This is a genomic window from Streptomyces sp. NPDC051051 (assembly GCF_040682975.1).
Taxonomy (GTDB): Bacteria; Actinomycetota; Actinomycetes; order Streptomycetales; family Streptomycetaceae; genus Streptomyces.
In genome coordinates this window covers 17,917-34,918 of record NZ_JBFBCB010000012.1, presented here as the reverse complement: position 1 = coordinate 34,918, position 17,002 = coordinate 17,917, and the positions used below count along the sequence as shown (strand labels likewise).

Annotated in this window: 10 protein-coding genes and 1 riboswitch; of the genes, 7 read left to right on the top strand and 3 right to left on the bottom strand. The window is 70.1% G+C overall.

The window, feature by feature from the left end:
- Nucleotides 1–215 precede the first annotated feature (215 nt).
- Nucleotides 216–405, top strand: a riboswitch (TPP riboswitch).
- Both thiC and AB0N31_RS11995 read left to right on the top strand, forming a co-directional pair.
- Nucleotides 398–2,194, top strand: coding sequence for a phosphomethylpyrimidine synthase ThiC (thiC, locus tag AB0N31_RS12000; protein WP_366058241.1), 1,797 nt, complete (start codon nt 398–400; stop codon nt 2,192–2,194). Its footprint overlaps the riboswitch before it by 8 nt.
- A 175-nt stretch (nt 2,195–2,369) precedes the next feature.
- Entirely contained in the window at nt 2,370–3,854 is a 1,485-nt protein-coding gene (locus AB0N31_RS11995; protein WP_366058240.1) for a VWA domain-containing protein, read from the top strand.
- Nucleotides 3,855–3,929: 75 nt separating this feature from the next.
- On the opposite strand, the gene AB0N31_RS11990 is transcribed toward AB0N31_RS11995, so the two are convergent.
- From AB0N31_RS11990 to AB0N31_RS11980, 3 genes are all read right to left on the bottom strand, one after another.
- Complete coding sequence (locus AB0N31_RS11990; protein ID WP_366058239.1) at nt 3,930–4,814, bottom strand: hypothetical protein; 885 nt, start codon at nt 4,812–4,814, stop codon at nt 3,930–3,932.
- A 193-nt stretch (nt 4,815–5,007) separates the two neighbouring features.
- Nucleotides 5,008–6,090, bottom strand: coding sequence for a metallophosphoesterase (locus AB0N31_RS11985; RefSeq protein ID WP_366058238.1), 1,083 nt, complete (start codon nt 6,088–6,090; stop codon nt 5,008–5,010).
- Nucleotides 6,091–6,723: 633 nt separating this feature from the next.
- The gene (locus tag AB0N31_RS11980; protein WP_366058237.1) at nt 6,724–7,836 is read right to left on the bottom strand and encodes a LacI family DNA-binding transcriptional regulator; all 1,113 of its coding nucleotides are present in this window, start codon (nt 7,834–7,836) and stop codon (nt 6,724–6,726) included.
- A gap of 433 nt (nt 7,837–8,269) precedes the next feature.
- Here AB0N31_RS11980 and hisC point away from each other — a divergent pair, with 433 nt between their 5' ends.
- From hisC to AB0N31_RS11955, 5 genes are all read left to right on the top strand, one after another.
- On the top strand, nt 8,270–9,352 hold the full coding sequence (gene hisC / locus AB0N31_RS11975; RefSeq protein ID WP_366058236.1) for a histidinol-phosphate transaminase: 1,083 nt from the start codon (nt 8,270–8,272) through the stop codon (nt 9,350–9,352).
- A 319-nt stretch (nt 9,353–9,671) separates the two neighbouring features.
- The gene (locus AB0N31_RS11970) at nt 9,672–11,177 is read left to right on the top strand and encodes a cytochrome ubiquinol oxidase subunit I (RefSeq protein WP_366058235.1); all 1,506 of its coding nucleotides are present in this window, start codon (nt 9,672–9,674) and stop codon (nt 11,175–11,177) included.
- A gap of 20 nt (nt 11,178–11,197) precedes the next feature.
- On the top strand, nt 11,198–12,202 hold the full coding sequence (cydB, locus tag AB0N31_RS11965) for a cytochrome d ubiquinol oxidase subunit II (RefSeq protein ID WP_366058234.1): 1,005 nt from the start codon (nt 11,198–11,200) through the stop codon (nt 12,200–12,202).
- Nucleotides 12,203–12,280: 78 nt separating this feature from the next.
- On the top strand, nt 12,281–15,772 hold the full coding sequence (gene cydD, locus AB0N31_RS11960) for a thiol reductant ABC exporter subunit CydD (RefSeq protein WP_366058338.1): 3,492 nt from the start codon (nt 12,281–12,283) through the stop codon (nt 15,770–15,772).
- A gap of 158 nt (nt 15,773–15,930) precedes the next feature.
- Nucleotides 15,931–16,998: a M23 family metallopeptidase gene (locus tag AB0N31_RS11955; protein WP_366058233.1), complete on the top strand. Its 1,068-nt coding sequence runs from the start codon at nt 15,931–15,933 to the stop codon at nt 16,996–16,998.
- Nucleotides 16,999–17,002: the final 4 nt, after the last annotated feature.

Here is a 17,002-nt window from a genome sequence, read left to right as displayed (position 1 = left end):
GGCATCCGGACGAGGGCCCGATCCGGGAACGGAACCGCCCCCGGGGCTGTACCCCTGCCCTCGCCCGGGGCGTCCGGCGGGAGGAACGCCCGGACCGCGGGGCTGTTCGGGCGGTGGGAACGGAGGATGGGGTGTCGTGGTCACCGCCCGATCATCGCAAGAACGACCGAGGCCCACTGTTCACCGCGCCACAAAGGACGCTAGCGTGGAGGCACTTTTGCACACGCGGGAGCTCGGAGCACCGGGCTGAGAGGGCGCTGACCTCTGTCTTCGCGATGTTTCACGTGGAACGTCACCTCCACCGAGTGATGTTTCACATGAATCGTCGGCAGACGGAAGCCGCTGCGTCGACCGCTGAACCTGTTACCGGGTAATGCCGGCGTAGGGAGTAGCTCTCATGACCAACAAGGACGCACGCACGCCTGCCTCCGCGCAGGCCTCCGACGAGGTCTCTGGCGACGGGGAGGCCGGGAAGTCCATCGGATGGCACAAGGCGTATGTCGAGGGCCCGCGCTCCGACCTGCGCGTGCCGGTCCGTCAGGTGCACCTCACCAACGGGCAGTCGGTCACTCTGTACGACACCTCCGGCCCGTACACCGATCCGCTCGTCGAGACGGACGTCCGCAGGGGGTTGCCGCCTCTGCGGGAGAACTGGGTCATCGCCCGCGGCGACACGGAGGAGTACGCGGGCCGCCCCGTCCGTCCGGAGGACGACGGGATCAAACACACCTCGCCGCGCGGGGGACTGCGTAACCTCGACGCGGTCTTCCCCGGACGGCCCCGCCTGCCGCGCCGCGGCCGGGAGGGGCAGGCGGTCACCCAACTCGCTTACGCACGCCGGGGCGAGATCACGCCGGAGATGGAGTACGTGGCCATCCGGGAGAACGTGGAGCCCGAGGTCGTCCGTGAGGAGATCGCGGCTGGACGTGCGGTGCTGCCCGCCAACGTCAATCACCCGGAGACCGAGCCGATGATCATAGGCAAACGGTTCCTGGTGAAGGTCAATGCCAACATCGGCAACTCGGCGGTGACCTCCTCCATCGAGGAGGAAGTCGAGAAGATGACCTGGGCCACCCGATGGGGCGCCGACACGGTCATGGACCTGTCCACCGGCCGCAACATCCACACCACCCGCGAGTGGGTGCTGCGCAACTCGCCGGTGCCCATCGGCACGGTGCCGCTCTACCAGGCGCTGGAGAAGGTCGACGGCCGGGCCGAGGAGCTGACCTGGGAGATCTATAAGGACACGGTGATCGAGCAGGCCGAGCAGGGCGTGGACTACATGACCGTCCACGCGGGCGTGCGCCTGCCGTACGTCCCGCTGACGGCGAACCGCAAGACCGGCATCGTCTCCCGTGGCGGCTCGATCATGGCCGCCTGGTGCCTGGCCCACCACAAGGAATCGTTCCTCTACGAGAACTTCGAGGAACTCTGCGAGATCCTCGCGGCCTACGACGTCACGTACTCGCTGGGCGACGGGCTGCGGCCCGGCTCGATCGCGGACGCCAACGACGAGGCCCAGTTCGCGGAGTTGCGCACCCTCGGGGAACTCAACCGCATCGCGAAGCGTTTCCATGTTCAGACCATGATCGAAGGCCCGGGACACGTCCCGATGCACAAGATCAAGGAGAACATCGACCTTCAGCAGGAGATCTGCGATGAAGCTCCGTTCTATACGCTCGGCCCGCTGACGACGGACGTCGCCCCGGCGTACGACCACATCACCTCCGGCATCGGTGCCGCGATGATCGCCTGGTGGGGCACGGCGATGCTCTGCTATGTCACCCCCAAGGAACACCTGGGTCTGCCCAACCGTGACGACGTCAAGACCGGCGTCATCACCTACAAGATCGCCGCCCACGCGGCCGACCTCGCCAAGGGGCACCCCGGTGCGCAGGAATGGGACGACGCGCTGTCCGACGCCCGCTTCGAGTTCCGGTGGGAGGACCAGTTCAACCTGGCTCTCGACCCGGACACCGCACGGGAGTTCCACGACGAGACACTGCCAGCCGAACCGGCGAAAACGGCCCACTTCTGCTCGATGTGCGGGCCGAAGTTCTGCTCGATGAAGATCTCCCAAGACATCCGCCGTGAGCACGGAGGCAGTCGGGAGGAGGTCGAGGAGGGAATGGCGCAGAAGTCCAAGGAGTTCGCGGCCGCGGGCAATCGGGTGTACCTGCCGATCGCGGACTGACGCGCGGTAACGGCGCCGCTGCCGTGCCGGTTGGGGGCACGGCAGCCGGGCCATGGTGTTGTGAGGGCCGGGGGCGGCGCCGGCGGTGGTCGGGTCGAGGGTGGGACGCGGGTGGGCGGCCGTTGGTGTCCGTTGGGGGAGGTACTTCTGGGGTGCGGCTCGGCAGACTGGTGTCATGACAGCGCAATCCATGAGCAAGGGCGCCAATCTGCCGGTCGATGTGCCGTCCGTACGCGTCGAGATCAGCTGGTCCGAACAGGGCGGTGGCCCTGACGTGGACGTGTCGGCCCTCCTGCTGACGGCCGCCGGCAAGGTGCGTGACGACGCGGACTTCGTCTTCTACAACCAGCCGCGGCACGCCTCCGGAGCCGTGCGGCATCTGGGGAAGCGGAGCACCGGCGGTGTCACCACCGACACGGTCGAGGTGGACCTGCATTCGCTGGAGAGTGCCGTCGCCCGTGTGGAACTGTGCGCGTCCGCCGACGGCGGCACCTTCGGGCAGGTGGCCGGTCTGACACTCAGACTGTTCGACGCCGGGAGCCCGGCGGAGCTGGCGCGGTTCGACATGCGGGGGGAGAGCGAGACCGCGTTCATCGGCGGTGAGCTGTACCTGAGGGAGGGGCGCTGGAAGTTCCGGGCGGTCGGACAGGGGTATGCCTCCGGGCTCGCGGGCCTGGCCACCGACTTCGGGATCAGCGTCGATGAGGAGCCCGCCGCTACGGCAGCCGACCCCGGGGCATCGTCCGTACGCACGCCTCCGCCTCCACCCGTCGTGCCCATGTCGCCCCCGCCTCCGTCGGCCGCGCCCTGGCCCTCTCCGGTCGTGCCCACGTCGCCGCCTCCCGCTCCGGCTTCCTCCACCGCCGTGTCCGCGTCGTCCTCCGGGGGCGCCCGGCTGACCAAAGGAGAAGAACGCCTTCCCGTCGACATGCGCAAGCGGCTGTCCCTGCGCAAGCAACAGGTGGCCGTCAGCCTGAGCAAGCGTGGTGCGGCCGGGGTCAGCGCGCGGGTCGTTCTGGTGCTCGACGCATCGGGGTCCATGTCGTTCCTGTACTCCGGCGGTGTGGTGGCGGACGTGGTCGAGCGCATGGCCGCGGTGGCGGCACAGCTCGACGACGACGGCGAGATGCAGGCCTGGACGTTCGCCTCGAACCCGGCCCGGCTGCCGGATCTGCGCCTGGGGGAGCTTCCCGAGTGGCTGCGGCTGCATGTACGGGTGGGGGAGATCAGCCTGTTCCGGCGGAGCAAGAAGCCGCAGAAGGGGCTGCAACCGGGCCAGGTCGACATGCGCTCGGTCGGCATCCAGAACGAGGAACAGAAAGTCATCGCCCAGGTCAGAGACTTCGTCCGGGCGAATCCGGCGGCAGCCCCGACGCTGGTGCTGTTCTTCTCCGACGGAGGTGTCTACCGCGACGCCGCGATCGAGAAGGAACTGCGCGCCGCGGTGGAAGAGCCGATCTTCTGGCAGTTCGTCGGACTCGGCCGCTCCAACTACGGCGTCCTCGAGCGGTTCGACACGCTGCCCGACCGACGCGTGGACAACGTGGGCTTCTTCGCCGTCGACGACATCAGCACGGTCCCGGACCCCGAGCTCTACGACCGGCTCCTGTCCGAGTTCCCGCGTTGGCTCACGGCCGCGGGGCAGGCGGGCATCCTCTGATCGGCGGACCGGCAGGGGCTTCGCCCCTGCTCCGTACGGCTTGCGCTCCCCAGGCCGGGGGCGCAAGCCGAGGGCCTATTCCGGCTGGTGCTCGGGGCCTCCGAAGTCCGGGCTGGTGTAGTCCGGGCTGCTGAAGCTCGGGCGGGAGCTGCCCGACGTCCCCTCGTCCGGGCTGCTGAAGCCCGGACGGCCGTAGCCGATCTTCGGTAGACGGCCGGTGGGCGCCTGCGGGGCCGGTGCGGGGTCGAGCACGGCGCTCGTGCCCGGGTCGGCGAGGGCCTCGCGCAGGAAGGGCAGGATGCCCCGCTCCAGCAGGGCTTCCCGCCAGGCCTCCTTGGCGCGGTTCACCTCCTCGCTCAGTTCGCCGTACGGGCCGGCCTCCAGGGAGGGGCGGTTGCGCAGGGCGGTGAGCAGGAGGCCGACGGTCGCGACGAGGATCGCGGCCGCGGCCACCGCCCCGAACGTCCATCCGGTGGTGAGCATCGTCGTGGCGAACGCCGGCTCGGGATCGAGCATCCGCAGGATGTAGCCGACGAGCAGGAAGATCACCGCGGCGGTGCCGGCGAGGACGGGGGTGAGGACGGCGGCGACGGCGACGGCGCCCGCTCCGGCGGCCTCGGCGGCCTGGGCCGCCTCCCCCACGGTGGTGGCGAATCCCATTCCGGTGACGCCCGGCTCACCGGAGCCGGGCGCATGGCCGGCCGAGGAGGGGCTGGACGGCGCCGGATGGCGAAGTTCCTCGCGGACCTTCACGTAGTGCTGGTACTCGGTCGCCGCGGCCGCCGTGATGAGCGCGGAGGCGTTGAGTGCCATGGTGCGCAGTTGTTCGGAGTTGAGCCGCTGTCCCGCAGCGATCGGTTCCGGGTGGTGTGGTGCGGAGCGCAGCGCCTCGTCGAGGATCCGCTCGTACTCCTGGCGGTCCTCGCTGTGCAGGTGCTGCGGAACGCTGTTCATGTGCATCCCCCGATGCTCCGTAGGGCTTGGGGCTCGCATGCCAACGAGCCGTCGGGCAGAAACGGAGGGGAGCCTGCTACGGATGAACCGATGGTAGAGCGGCGACGGCCCGGGGTAACAGGGGGTTCGCCGAAATTGGCCCCTGGCCCACGGTGCCGCCGAGCGGGTCCGACGCGGGCGGCGACGGACCCGGGAACGGTCAGACGGGCAGCGGCAGTTGCTGGACCAGCAGTTTTCCGGCCATCGTCACGCCACCGTCCATCGCGATGGCCAGCCCGTCGGCGTAGACGTGCGGCCCTTCGACCACGGGACGGGTCGATTCCTCGTCGTCCTCGGAGCCGACTTCGCCCAGCAGATACGGAATCGGGCTGTGGCCGTGAACGATGCGGGTGCCGCCGTACGTATCGAGCAGGGAGCGAACGGCGTCGGAGCCCCCCTCGTCGCGGAAGGAGAAGCGCTTGGTGAACTTGCGGAACAGGTCCCACACCTCGTCCGCGTCGTTACGCGTGATCGTCTCGCGGACGGTGTCGTTGACCGCCTCGATCGAGTCGCCGTAGTCGAGGTAGGCGGTGGTGTCGGAGTGCACGAGCAGATGGCCGTCGACCTCCTCCATGGCGTCGAGGCGGGCCATCCACTGGAGGTGGTGGTCCTGGAGGCGGTCCATGTCGGACTTCTGGCCGCCGTTGAGCAGCCAGGCCGCCTGGAAGGTGGCGGTGCCCGCACCGGAGTTGACGGGGGTGTCGCCGAATCGCTTGGCCCCGAGCAGGAGCAGCTCGTGGTTGCCCATGAGGGCCTTGCAGTAGCCGCCGGCCGCGGCGGCCTCGGCGGACAGCCGCATCACGAGGTCGATCACCCCGATACCGTCGGGACCGCGGTCGGTGAAGTCGCCGAGGAACCACAGCCGGGCGGTGCCCGCGCACCAGTTGCCCGCCGCGTCGACCAGGCCCTTCTCCCGGAGGGCGGCGACCAGTTCTTCGAGATAGCCGTGCACGTCGCCCACGACGAACAGCGGACCGGGACCGGTCGCGGCCTGCGGAGCCTGCGCGGCGGCCGGGTCGACGGTCACCTGAAGGGTGTCGCCCCGGTTGATGACGGGCAGGTCGCGCTGGGTGGGCGTGTAGCCCTCGGGGGGTTCGAGGGGGTCGTCGAGGGGTGGTACCGCGTTCCCTGGATGCGCGCTGTGAGCGTACGGACCGGTCTCGTGGACGTACGCGGGCACTCGGAAGTCGCGCACCGTCGCCGTACGCTCCACCTCGGGTCCCTGACCGGCCCCCTGAGTCATCAGACCCCTCCACCATCGCGCCGCATCTGCACCGCTTCGGACTGCATGGTCGCAACGGCCCGCGGTGCCGTGCGCCCATCATAGGAATGCGGATCGTGCCGTGTGATGACCCAGGGGTGGTGAATCGGAGCAAGGCTCCTGTTCACCGCGGCTTTCGCCCCGATTGGGTCGGGCTTCGGCAGTACTCGCTCACCCAGTGCACACCGTGCTTACACCCTCGGCCCACGTGGCGTCGGCGTCGCCGCGCCGTCCGGGAGCGTGTTGCGTGGCGGAGCGGGGTGGGGCCGCGAGCCCGGTGCGATCACCCGTCCGAAGGATTCCGGGTGGCACCGATCGACCTCACCCGGCTGCCGCCGGCCGGTTCCGGGGCCGACGAGCCGGGAAGCAGCCACCGGCGGAACAGGTCCCTTCGGCGGGCTCGCCCCCGGCGGCCTCCGCAAGCCCCGGCCGGTCGCGGTCGATCCCATCCGCCCCTGTCTCCACGGGCCGCGCGGCCCGAGGATCCTTCGTGGCCGCCCGGCCGGCGGGGCCACCGCAAGATCGCCCTTACGGTCCCTGTTCAGAACCGGAATCAGGTCGTCCGACCTGTCCTGGCTCCCCGGCCCGTACACCCCGCTGGTCGCCCGCATGTTCCTATTTCTCGTCCGGTACCCGGGGCGGGCTGACCGTCGTGCGCGGCGAACGTCGCTGGGACGAGGTACGCACGATCAGTTCCGTCGGTATCACCTGCTCGACCGGCCGGTCGGATTCGACGCCCTCGATCGCGTCGATGAGGAGCTGCACCACCGCGGTGCCGATGCGCCGGGGCTTCAGCGACAGCGTGGTGATGGGCGGTTCGGTGTTGGCGTAGACGGTGGACTCGCTGCAGCACACCAGCAGCAGGTCCTCCGGTACGCGCAGGCCGTAGCGGCGGGCGGCGGCGAGGAGATCGGTGCCGTTGGGGTCGAACAGGCCGTAGACGGCGTCGGGGCGGTCCGGCCGGGCCAGCAGCCGGTCGGCGGCGACGGCGCCCGCGCACGGATCGTGGGCGGGGTAGGCCTCGTAGACCGGGTCCTGTCCGACGCGCTCGCACCAGTGCAGATACGCGCTGGTCGACAGATGGGTGTAGGTGTCGGTGGTGGTGCCGGTGAGGAGGCCGATACGGCGGGCGCCGGCGGCGGCCAGATGGTCGAGGATGTCGAGGACGGCCGCCTCGTGGTCGTTGTCCACCCACGCGGTGACCGGGAGCGGGCCGGCCGGACGGCCGTCGGAGACGACGGGTAATCCCTGCCGGACGAGTTCCCCGACCACCGGATCCTGGTCGGACGGGTCGATGACGACCGTGCCGTCCAGGGCGACGTTCGACCACACGTCGTGGCGCGAGGTCGCGGGGAGGATGACGAGGGCGTAGCCACGGGCGAGCGCGGCGGAGGTGGCGGCCCGCGCCATCTCGGCGAAGTACGCGAACTCGGTGAAGGTGAAAGGTTCATTCCCGTAGGTGGTCACGGTCAGACCGATGAGGCCCGACTTGCCGGTACGGAGGGTTCGGGCCGCGGCCGAGGGGCGATAGCCCAGTCGTTCGGCGACCTCGCGGACGTGGCGTCGGGTGGCGTCCGGGAGTCTGCCCTTGCCGTTGAGGGCATCGGAGACGGTCGTGATGGAGACTCCGGCGGCGGCGGCCACGTCCCTGATGCCCGCTCGGCCCGGCCGGTTGCCTCGGCGTGAGGTTTCCGCGCGGCTCACCTGGTGCTTCCCTGCTGCTGTCATAGCGAGCCGATAGTAGGGCTCATCCGGTGGGGTAGGGCGGACGCATATGCACGCATTGACAGGCACGTTTCTGCATGGCGGGAAGGGGTCAACTGCCTTGGAAAGTAAGGTAGTTGGCTTCTCCTGCGCCAAGACGCGGCGCGTGGGAGGGGATGAACCTGCCAAGGCACCGATGTTTCGAAGAGGTCTCAACTCACCTGCACGAGGGATGCGCGCCACGGCGCGAGCCACCGGCGCGTAGATATATGTACGGCGCGCCCCCAGCGTGTACGCCTTCGTCCGCCTTCGTGCGGGGATGCCGCTGATGTGGAGGGGGCGTGGTGGCCCCGCACGGGTTTCGCCGAGGGAGGCCCGTCTCCAGCTGTACGCATGCGGGCCGAATCCTCATAAGGTGAGCAGCATTGAGCCGGTGGTGGTCACGAGGAGGACTGCGGTGAGCGAGACAAGCCCCAAGCTGCGCGCCGAGCTGGAGGGGATCCCCACCTACAAGCCGGGCAAGCCGGCCGCGGCGGGCGGTCCCGTGGCCTACAAGCTGTCCTCCAACGAGAACCCCTATCCGCCGCTGCCGGGCGTGCTGGAGCGCGTCACGGCCCTCGCCGGGTCATTCAACCGCTACCCGGACATGGCGTGCTCGGGCCTGGTGGAGGAGTTGTCCGAGCGCTTCGGCGTGCCGGCCTCGCACATCGCCACGGGTACGGGCTCGGTCGGCGTCGCCCAGCAGCTGATCCAGTCGACGGCGGGGCCGGGCGACGAGGTCATCTACGCGTGGCGGTCCTTCGAGGCGTACCCGATCATCACGCAGATCAGCGGTGCGACCTCGGTACGGGTGCCGCTGACGGCCGGCGATGTGCACGACCTGGACGCGATGGCCGACGCCATCACCGAGCGGACCCGGCTGATCTTCGTCTGCAACCCCAACAACCCCACGGGGACCGTAGTGCGGCGGGCCGAGCTGGAGCGGTTCCTGGACCGGGTGCCGGGTGATGTCCTGGTCGTACTCGACGAGGCCTACCGGGAGTTCGTCCGCGACGCAGAGGTGCCGGACGGTGTCGTGCTGTACCGGGAGCGGCCGAACGTCTGTGTCCTGCGGACGTTCTCGAAGGCGTACGGGCTCGCCGGGCTGCGGGTCGGTTTCGCGATCGCCCATGAGCCGGTGGCGGCGGCGCTGCGCAAGACGGCTGTGCCGTTCGGGGTGAGCCAGATCGCGCAGGAGGCGGCGATCGCCTCGCTGCAGGCCGAGGACGAGCTGCTCGGCCGGGTCGGCTCCCTGGTCTGCGAGCGCAACCGGGTGGTCGAGGGGCTGCGCGCCCAGGGCTGGACGGTGCCGGAGACGCAGGCCAACTTCGTGTGGCTGAGGCTGGGCGAGCACACGGCCGCCTTCGCGTCGGCATGCGAGCAGGCGGGTGTCGTGATCCGGCCGTTCGTGGGCGAGGGTGTTCGGGTCACGATCGGGGAGACCGAGGCCAACGACATCTTCCTCAAGGCGGCCGAGGCGTTCCGCGAGGATCACTTTTAGGACCGAGCGCTGAGGCGTACGTGTAGGCACGAAGGATTACCTGGAGGCGTGGAGGAAGGCTCCGGCCCAGGTCGCAGCGTTTGGCGTCCCGGTTTCACGTGAAACCGGGACGCCTTTTTGCGCCAGGGGCCGAGTGGTCCACCTCTGGCGGGCCCGCCGGTCCACGTTAGGGACCCCCGCCCATCCGAGATCGAACGGGCATGCGGCATAATTGCTTGTGAATGTGAACGCGTTCACAAGCGTGTCCGGTTGCTCCGACGGTGCGTGTGACACAAGGGGCAAATCGCCGCTCGCGCGGCTACGTAAGGAGACTGACGACGTGGACCTGGCTCTGGCGCCGGAGACGCTGGCGCGCTGGCAGTTCGGCATCACCACTGTCTACCACTTCCTTTTCGTCCCCCTGACGATCTCGCTCGCGGCACTCACCGCCGGGTTGCAGACCGCCTGGGTGCGTACCGACAAGGAGAAGTACCTCAGGGCGACGAAATTCTGGGGCAAGCTCTTTCTGATCAACATTGCGATGGGTGTCGTCACCGGCATCGTGCAGGAGTTCCAGTTCGGCATGAACTGGTCGGACTACTCCCGCTTCGTCGGCGACGTCTTCGGCGCTCCCCTGGCGTTCGAGGCCCTCATAGCCTTCTTCTTCGAGTCCACCTTCATCGGTCTGTGGATCTTCGGCTGGGACAAGTTGCCCAAGAAGATCCACCTGGCCTGCATCTGGATGGTCTCGATCGGCACGCTGTTGTCGGCGTACTTCATCCTCGCGGCCAACTCCTGGATGCAGCACCCCGTCGGTTACCGCATCAACGAGGCGAAGGGCCGCGCGGAGCTCACCGACTTCTGGCGCGTCCTCACGCAGAACACCGCTCTCAACCAGGTCTTCCACAGCTTCTCGGCGGCCTTCCTTACCGGTGGTGCCTTCATGGTGGGCATCGCCGCCTTCCACCTGATGCGCAAGAAGCACATCCCCGAGATGCGGACCTCCCTGCGGCTCGGCCTGGTCACCCTGGCGGTCGGCGGACTGCTCACCGCGGTCAGCGGCGACACCCTCGGCAAGGTCATGTACGAACAGCAGCCGATGAAGATGGCCGCGGCCGAGGCACTGTGGGACGGGGAGGAGCCCGCACCCTTCTCCGTGTTCGCGTACGGGGACGTCGACGAGGGCCACAACAAGGTCGCCCTGGAGATCCCCGGCCTGCTGTCCTTCCTGGCCCACAGCGACTTCGAGTCGTACGTGCCGGGTATCAACGACACCAACGAAGCGCTCCAGCAGCAGTTCGGACCCGGCGACTACAAGCCCATCGTCCCGGTGGCCTACTGGGGCTTCCGCTGGATGATCGGCTTCGGCATGGCGTCGTTCTCCCTCGGCCTGGCCGGGCTGTGGCTCACCCGCAAGCGGTTCCTGATGCCGGCCGCCCTGCGGACCGGGGAGGACGAGGTGCCGCATCTGGTCCTGCTGAAGAATCCTCTCGGTTCGAGGCTCACCCGGCTCTACTGGCTCCTGGCGCTGTGGACCATGGCGTTCCCGCTGATCGCCAACTCCTGGGGTTGGATCTTCACCGAGATGGGCCGCCAGCCCTGGGTCGTGTACGGCGTGATGCAGACCCGGGACGCCGTCTCCCCCGGTGTCTCCCAGGCCGAGGTCCTCACTTCGATGATCACCTTCACCGTGCTCTACGCCGTCCTCGCCGTCGTCGAGGTCAAACTGCTCGTGAAGTACGTGAAGGCCGGCCCGCCCGAGCTGACCGAGGCCGACCTCAACCCGCCCACGAAGATCGGCGGCGACTCCCGTGACGCCGACAAGCCGATGGCCTTTTCCTACTAGGCCGAGGGAGCTGCACAGTCATGGAACTGCACGACGTCTGGTTCGTCCTCATCGCCGTCCTGTGGATCGGCTACTTCTTCCTGGAAGGCTTCGACTTCGGAGTCGGTATCCTCACCAAGCTGCTCGCCCGCGACCGCCCCGAGCGGCGGGTGCTCATCAACACCGTCGGACCCGTCTGGGACGGTAACGAGGTGTGGCTTCTCACTGCGGGCGGCGCGACCTTCGCCGCCTTCCCCGAGTGGTACGCCACCCTCTTCTCCGGCTTCTACCTGCCGCTTCTGCTCATCCTTGTCTGTCTCATCGTGCGGGGCGTCGCCTTCGAGTACCGGGCCAAGCGGCCCGAGGAGAACTGGCAGCGCAACTGGGAGCACGCCATTTTCTGGACCTCGCTCCTTCCCGCGTTCCTGTGGGGCGTGGCCTTCGGCAACATCGTGCGCGGCGTGAAGATCGACCAGGACTTCGAGTACGTCGGTGGCGTCGGAGACCTGCTCAACCCGTATGCGCTGCTCGGCGGTCTGGTGACCCTGACGCTGTTCACCTTCCACGGCGCGGTGTTCACGGCCCTCAAGACCGTCGGTGACATCCGGGAACGGGCGCGGCAGCTCGCGACCAAGGTCGGTCTGGCGACCGCCGTGTCCGCTCTGGTCTTCCTGCTGTGGACGCAGATCGAGAGTGGTGACGGCAAGAGCCTCGTGGCCCTGGTGGTGGCCGTCGCCGCCCTGGTCGCGGCACTCGTGGCGAACCAGGCGGGTCGTGAGGGCTGGTCGTTCGCCCTCTCCGGCCTCACCATCGTGGCCGCCGTCGCGATGCTCTTCCTGACGCTCTTCCCGAACGTCATGCCGTCCTCGCTCGATGCGGACTGGAGCCTCACGGTGACCAACGCCTCGTCGAGCCCGTACACCCTGAAGATCATGACCTGGTGTGCGGGACTCGCCACGCCGGTCGTCCTGGTGTACCAGGGGTGGACCTACTGGGTGTTCCGCAAGCGGATCGGTACGCAGCACATCGCTGAGGCCGCGCACTGAGACCGAATTGAGGCATGTTTCACGTGAAACGCGCGTTTCACGTGAAACATGCCTCTTGACGAAAAGGGTGTGTTCCACGTGAAACCGATCGACCCGCGTCTCCTCCGATACGCCCGCGCCACCCGCCTCTTCCTGATGGCGGTCGTCGGCCTGGGCGCCGTCGGAGCGGTGCTGGTGATCGCCCAGGCGATGCTCATCGCCGAGGTGGTGGTCGGCGCGTTCGAGCAGGGCCGGCCGGTCGGGGACCTTCGCACGCCACTGATGTGGTTGGTGGCGGTGGCGGTCGGCCGGGCGGTGGTCTCCTGGCTCACCGAACTCTCCGCACACCGTGCGAGCGCCGCGGTGAAGTCGGAGTTGCGGGGGCGGCTGCTGGAGCGGGCGGCCCTGCTGGGTCCGGGGTGGCTGAGCGGGCAGCGGACCGGTTCACTGGTCGCGCTCGCCACCCGGGGCGTGGACGCCCTCGACGACTATTTCTCGCGGTATCTGCCGCAGTTGGGTCTCGCGGTGGTGGTGCCGGTGGCGGTACTGGCGCGGATCGTGACCGAGGACTGGGTGTCGGCCGCGATCATCGCCGGTACTTTGCCGCTGATTCCCGTCTTCATGGTGCTGATCGGCTGGGCCACGCAGTCACGGATGGACCGCCAGTGGCGACTGCTGTCCCGGCTGTCCGGGCACTTCCTGGACGTCGTCGCGGGACTGCCCACGCTCAAGGTGTTCGGGCGGGCCAAGGCGCAGGCCGAGTCGATCCGTCGGATCACCGGTGAGTACCGGCAGGCGACCATGCGGACATTGCGGATCGCTTTCCTCTCGTCGTTCGCCCTGGAGTTGCTGGCGACGCTCTCGGTGGCCCTCGTCGCCGTGACGATCGGCATGCGGCTCGTGCACGGCGAGATGGACCTGTACACCGGCCTGGTCATTCTGGTGCTCGCGCCCGAGGCGTATCTTCCGCTGCGGCAGGTCGGGGCCCAGTTCCACGCGGCCGCCGAAGGGCTCGCCGCAGCAGAGGAGATCTTCGAGGTCCTGGAGACCCCGGTGCCGGTGTCGGGCACGGGCGCGGTACCGACGGGCGGCGTGGCCTTCGAGAGCGTGACGGTCCGCTACGCCGGACGCTCCGTCGATGCCCTCTCGGACGTGTCCTTCACCGTCGCTCCCGGAGAGACGGTGGCACTCGTCGGGCCCAGCGGCGCGGGCAAGTCGACCTTGCTGAACGCCCTCCTGGGCTTCGTCCGGCCGGCCGAGGGCCGGGTGCGTGTCGGGGGAGCCGACCTCGCGGACATCGACCTGGAGCAATGGCGGTCCCGGATCGCCTGGGTGCCCCAGCACCCGCACCTCTGCGCCGGCACGATCGCCGAGAACGTACGGCTGGCGCGTCCCGACGCCGATGACGCCGCCGTACGCCGGGCGCTCGGGGACGCGGGTGCGCTGGAGTTCGTGGACGCGCTGCCGGACGGCGCCGAGACGGTGCTGGGCGAGGACGGGGCCGGGTTGTCCGCCGGCCAGCGTCAGCGGCTCGCGCTGGCACGGGCGTTCCTCGCGGACCGGCCCGTGCTGCTGCTGGACGAGCCCACGGCCGCCCTCGACGGGGAGACCGAGGCGGAGGTCGTGGCGGCCGTACGACGGCTGGCCATCGGCCGGACGGTCCTGCTGGTGGTGCACCGCCCGGCGCTGCTCGCGGTGGCGGACCGGGTGGTGCGGCTCGAGGCGAAGGGCACGGTGACACGAGGACCCGTGACGGTTCCACGTCAGGGCTCCCGAGCCGTCCGGGAAGACGCCGTGCCCGCCGTCCAGGCGCCGGAGGAGACGCGGACCGGCCCGGCCGAGGGCGGGGTCCTCGCCCGGGTCCGGGGCATGGCGGGTGCCCGGCGTGGACGCCTCGGTCTCGCGCTGCTCCTCGGCAGCCTGGCCCTCGGCAGCGCCGTCGGCCTCATGGCCACCTCCGGCTGGCTCATCTCACGTGCCTCGCAACAGCCGCCGGTTCTCTATCTGATGGTGGCCGTGACCGCGACCAGGGCCTTCGGCATCGGACGGGCAGTCTTCCGGTACGCCGAGCGGCTGGTGTCGCACGACGCCGTGCTGCGGATGCTCGCCGACACCCGGGTCGCCGTCTACCGGCGGCTGGAGCGGCTTGCCCCCGCCGGGCTGCGCACCACGCGTCGCGGCGACCTGCTGACGCGGCTCGTCGCCGACGTGGACGCCCTCCAGGACTACTGGCTGCGCTGGCTGCTGCCCGCCGCGTCCGCAGCTGTCGTCAGCGCGGGGTCCGTCGCGTTCACGGCGTGGCTGCTGCCGGAGGCGGGGGCCGTGCTCGCCGCGGGGTTGCTCGCGGCCGGGGTGGGCGTCCCGCTGGTCACCGGTGCCGTGGCACGCCGGGCCGAGCACCGGCTCGCCCCGGCACGAGGGGTGCTTGCCGTCCGCGCCGCCGACCTGCTCACCGGCACCGCCGAACTGACCGTCGCGGGCGCCCTGCCCGCCCGTACGGCCGCGGTCCGGGCGGCGGACTCCGCGCTCACCCGGATCGCCTCGCGCGCCGCGACCGCCACCGCGCTCGGCGGCGGGCTGACCGCGCTCGTCTCCGGACTGACGGTGGCCGGCGCCGCCCTCGTGGGTGCGCAGGCCGTCGATGCGGGACGGCTGAGCGGAGTGACCATGGCCGTGGTCGTCCTCACCCCGCTCGCCGCCTTCGAGGCGGTCATGGGTCTGCCGCTCGCGGTCCAGTACCGCCAGCGGGTGCGCAGAAGCGCGGAGCGCGTGTACGAGGTCCTGGACCTTCCCGAACCGGTACGGGAGCCGGAGTTGCCCCGCCGGGCGCCCGCATCGCCGTTCCCGCTCGTCCTCAAGGGACTGTCCGCCCGCCACGCGGGGCAGGATCGGGACGCGCTCGCCGGCGTCGACCTCACCGTGGAGCAGGGTCGGAGGATCGCCGTCGTCGGAGCCTCCGGGTCCGGCAAGACGACGCTCGCACAGGTGCTGCTGCGCTTCCTGGACTCCGGAGCGGGCTCGTACACGCTCGGAGGGGTGGACGCGTACGCCCTGGACGGGGACGACGTGCGGCGACTGGTCGGGCTGTGCGCACAGGACGCCCACCTCTTCGACAGCTCGGTCCGCGAGAACCTGCTGCTGGCGAAGAAGGACGCCACCGAGGACGACCTGCGCGACGCGCTGGCGCGAGCCCGGCTGCTGGAGTGGGCGGACGAACTGCCCGACGGGCTCGACACGCTCGTCGGCGAGCACGGTGCCCGGCTCTCCGGCGGGCAGCGCCAGCGGCTCGCCCTCGCCCGCGCGCTCCTCGCCGACTTCCCCGTCCTGGTGCTCGACGAGCCCGCCGAGCATCTCGACCTGCCGACCGCTGACGCGCTCACGACGGACCTGCTGGCCGCCACCGAAGGCCGTACCACGCTTCTCATCACCCACCGGCTCGCCGGACTCGAAGCGGTGGACGAGGTGGTCGTCCTGGGCGAGGGACGGATCGTGCAACGCGGCGCGTACGCGGAACTGGCCTCCGTGGAGGGACCGCTGCGCGAGATGGTCGAGCGCGAGGAGGCGGCGGAGCTGCTGGTGCGGGTGGGGTGACCCCCCGGCCCCTTCCCGCGGCCGGCGCGGCGGCCGCGGGCTGCCCGTCCTGAGCGAGCGCCCGGCACAGCCCGCACTCGGCCATTCGGAGTCGCTGGTCCCCCAGGCGTATGACCAGAACAAGACCTGGGGCGGTCGGCCGGGACAGGATCGCTGACATGCGCTCATCTCGCCGTCTTCCGCTGCTGGTTCCGGCCCTGCTGTGCGCGGCCCTGGTGCTGGTGGCGCGGCCCACGACCGCCGACGGGGAGCCGGGCGGTGACGGCCCCGGCGGACCCGGCTCCGGACTCAGCGCGCAGGTGGCGCGGCTGTACGAGGAGGCGGCCGTGGCCACCCAGCGGTACCAGGAGGGGCGCGTCGAGGCCGGGAAACAGCGGGCGAAGGCTCAGCGGCTGGAGCAACTCCTCGCCCTCGAGCGGCAGGAGATCACCGTGCTGCACGAGGACCTGGGCCGGATCGCGCGCGCCCAGTACCGCGGCAGCGGCGGGCTGCCCGTCGCCGCGCAGCTCGTCCTGTCCAGCAGCCCCGACGCGTTGATGCGGGGCCAGCACATCCTCTCGCGGACGAACCTGGTGGTGGACAACGCGATCGGCAAGAGCCGGCGGGCCGAGACCCGGCTGGCCGCCGACGAGGCGAGGGCGGCGCGGGTACGGCAGGCGCTGGAGCGGCGCAACACCGAACTCGCCGTTCTGAAGACGGGCATCGAGCAGAAGCTGGAACAGGCGCGGTGGCAGTTGCAGGGGCAGGCGGACGCCTCGGTCGCCGCCGGTGCCTGTCGTGGCGCCGAGCGGTTCGACCGGCCGCCGACCCATGACCCGCGGGAGTGGGTCGTGCCGGTCGACGGCTACACCCTGTCCGCGAGTTTCGGCAGTGGCGGCGCCCGCTGGGCCAGCCGGCACACCGGTCAGGACTTCGCGGTGCCGATCGGCACGCCGGTGAAGGCGGCCGGCGCGGGCCGTGTGGTGCGGGTGTCGTGCGGTGGGGCCTTCGGTATCGAGGTCGTGCTCCAGCACCCAGGCGGCTACTACACGCAGTACGCCCACCTGGCGTCGGTGGCCGTCGACCAGGGCGAGAGCGTGTCGGCCGGACAGTGGATCGGTCAGTCGGGCACCAGCGGCAACTCCTCCGGCCCGCACCTGCATTTCGAGGTGCGGGTCACCCCGGACATGGGGTCGGCCGTCGACCCGGTGCCGTGGCTGGCGGCACGCGGGGCGCCCGTGAGGTAGCACC

Coding starts and splice junctions, on each gene's coding strand:
- thiC (WP_366058241.1), top strand. CDS start 398: ATGACCAACAAGGACGCACGCACGCCTGCCTCCGCGCAGGCCTCCGAC.
- AB0N31_RS11985 (WP_366058238.1), bottom strand. CDS start 6,090: ATGACTCAGGGGGCCGGTCAGGGACCCGAGGTGGAGCGTACGGCGACG.
- AB0N31_RS11980 (WP_366058237.1), bottom strand. CDS start 7,836: ATGACAGCAGCAGGGAAGCACCAGGTGAGCCGCGCGGAAACCTCACGC.
- AB0N31_RS11955 (WP_366058233.1), top strand. CDS start 15,931: ATGCGCTCATCTCGCCGTCTTCCGCTGCTGGTTCCGGCCCTGCTGTGC.
- cydB (WP_366058234.1), top strand. CDS start 11,198: ATGGAACTGCACGACGTCTGGTTCGTCCTCATCGCCGTCCTGTGGATC.
- AB0N31_RS11995 (WP_366058240.1), top strand. CDS start 2,370: ATGACAGCGCAATCCATGAGCAAGGGCGCCAATCTGCCGGTCGATGTG.
- AB0N31_RS11990 (WP_366058239.1), bottom strand. CDS start 4,814: ATGCACATGAACAGCGTTCCGCAGCACCTGCACAGCGAGGACCGCCAG.